This is a genomic window from Okeania sp. SIO2B9 (assembly GCF_010672505.1).
Classification (GTDB): Bacteria; Cyanobacteriota; Cyanobacteriia; order Cyanobacteriales; family Microcoleaceae; genus Okeania; species Okeania hirsuta.
On the sequence record NZ_JAAHGK010001572.1, the window covers coordinates 1 to 1,497 of the forward strand.

The following is a 1,497-nucleotide window of genomic DNA, read 5'->3' on the forward strand; positions in this document are numbered from 1 at the left end:
ATTCGACCCGTAAACATACAGGCTCGATGAGGCAACTGGGGCAAATGAAGCGCTCAAAATCTCAAAGTGCGGACTTTGTTGACGGGGACTTAGAAACCCCGTCCGTCTACACGGCGGGGTAGTTCATCAACCTGACTTCCTCGGTGAAGGTATTCAAAGGGCCGAACTACAGCCCTGGAGATAAGATCAGGCTATACCAAAATCCCGATGCTAGTGGTAACTACATCGACCTCGAACCCGGTGAGTATCCGGATCTCCAACAGAGCCACTCCTTTAGTAATATGACCTCATCGACCCGGTTTATCAAAGGATAACCCTCTTAATCTCGCTCTTAGGTTTTTCCTACTAGCGGTCAAATGTTACCTTAAATCTTTTGACTACATCCTGTATGTAGGACTTTAGATTGATATAGTCCCCTGCTGTAATCTGTAATTCAGCGGGGGATTATCAGTACAATTGCTGATTCTCAGTTCATCGAGCCTACTTAAAAATTGACCGTCTCCGTTCAAAATCTAGAGGTCAGTTTGGCGTTGAGCCGAGATATGTGTAAAATCATGCCATATCTCCTTGTAACTATTACTATACATAGCTTCCAATCTTCACTGCCAAGCAATCTGCTACACATCTCTCTGAAGGTCTTCACTCGTCCCGCGAATATAAACCATCGTTGTAGGGGTATGAGCGAATTTCTCCCCCAGAATAGAACACATTATCGGGAAAGACCTTGCCACAGCAATTAGAGCGCACCAACGGAATTGTCCGCCAACAAACAGGTATCGGGCATCGCCGACAGAATAAATTTGGCAAGAACTGGGAGCTTTCCTCAAGTGACGGCAAGGTTGCTGGTGAGCTATTTCAATTGGATTTGGGTTCGCCCGTCGCAAGGAAAATAGTGCAGCTACATTGGGCAGAGTTGGCGTTGGCGGAGTAAGTGCGACAGCTATATCGCTCCTTGGTATTGGCATGACTTAATTACTTATCTCACACTTTGCGCTCTGCACTACCGGATTTTTCCTTCTTCCTTCTTCCTTCTGCTATACACAATAATTACCTCAAATTTAGTTTCCTCTGGGATTTTGACAGAACACATATGTATCAAACATCGCTCCCACTAAACTAAAAGTGACAGCAATTACCAAACACCCTTGCCAAGGATGGCCATCACCAAACGTGGCCAAGAAATGCCAAATTTGGGCAACACCAAATTGACCAATTGTCCGTAAACTGGGAAAATGACTAATTAAGGCAAAGCTCGTCCAGCTAACCCCAATTAACAGAATAGGAGTTACAAAGCTAAAGATACTTGTAAGTAACAAAGAACGTAGAAGATTAGGCAAAATATTCATATATGTAAAAATAAGTTCAGTCATAATGCCACTTAGTAGCAAGTCAGCTGATATAGCTAACTTACTTTCTAAGATAGAGAGCGATCGCTCAAAATCACTCAATCTGTCAGAAAACTTCAACAAGATTGTTTAACCAACGTTGAAGTTTTCA

1 protein-coding gene and 1 pseudogene are annotated in these 1,497 nt (G+C 43.3%); one reads left to right on the forward strand and one right to left on the reverse strand.

Features of this window, described 5'->3' with window-relative positions; genetic code table 11:
* Positions 1-718: 718 nt before the first annotated feature.
* A pseudogene (locus F6K13_RS35925) lies at positions 719-992 on the forward strand (IS1 family transposase); the annotation flags it as partial.
* Positions 993-1,058: 66 nt separating this feature from the next.
* On the opposite strand, the gene F6K13_RS32755 reads toward F6K13_RS35925, so the two are convergent.
* Positions 1,059-1,469, reverse strand: a complete 411-nt coding sequence (locus tag F6K13_RS32755) for a hypothetical protein (RefSeq protein ID WP_287289868.1) — start codon at positions 1,467-1,469, stop codon at positions 1,059-1,061.
* Positions 1,470-1,497: the final 28 nt, after the last annotated feature.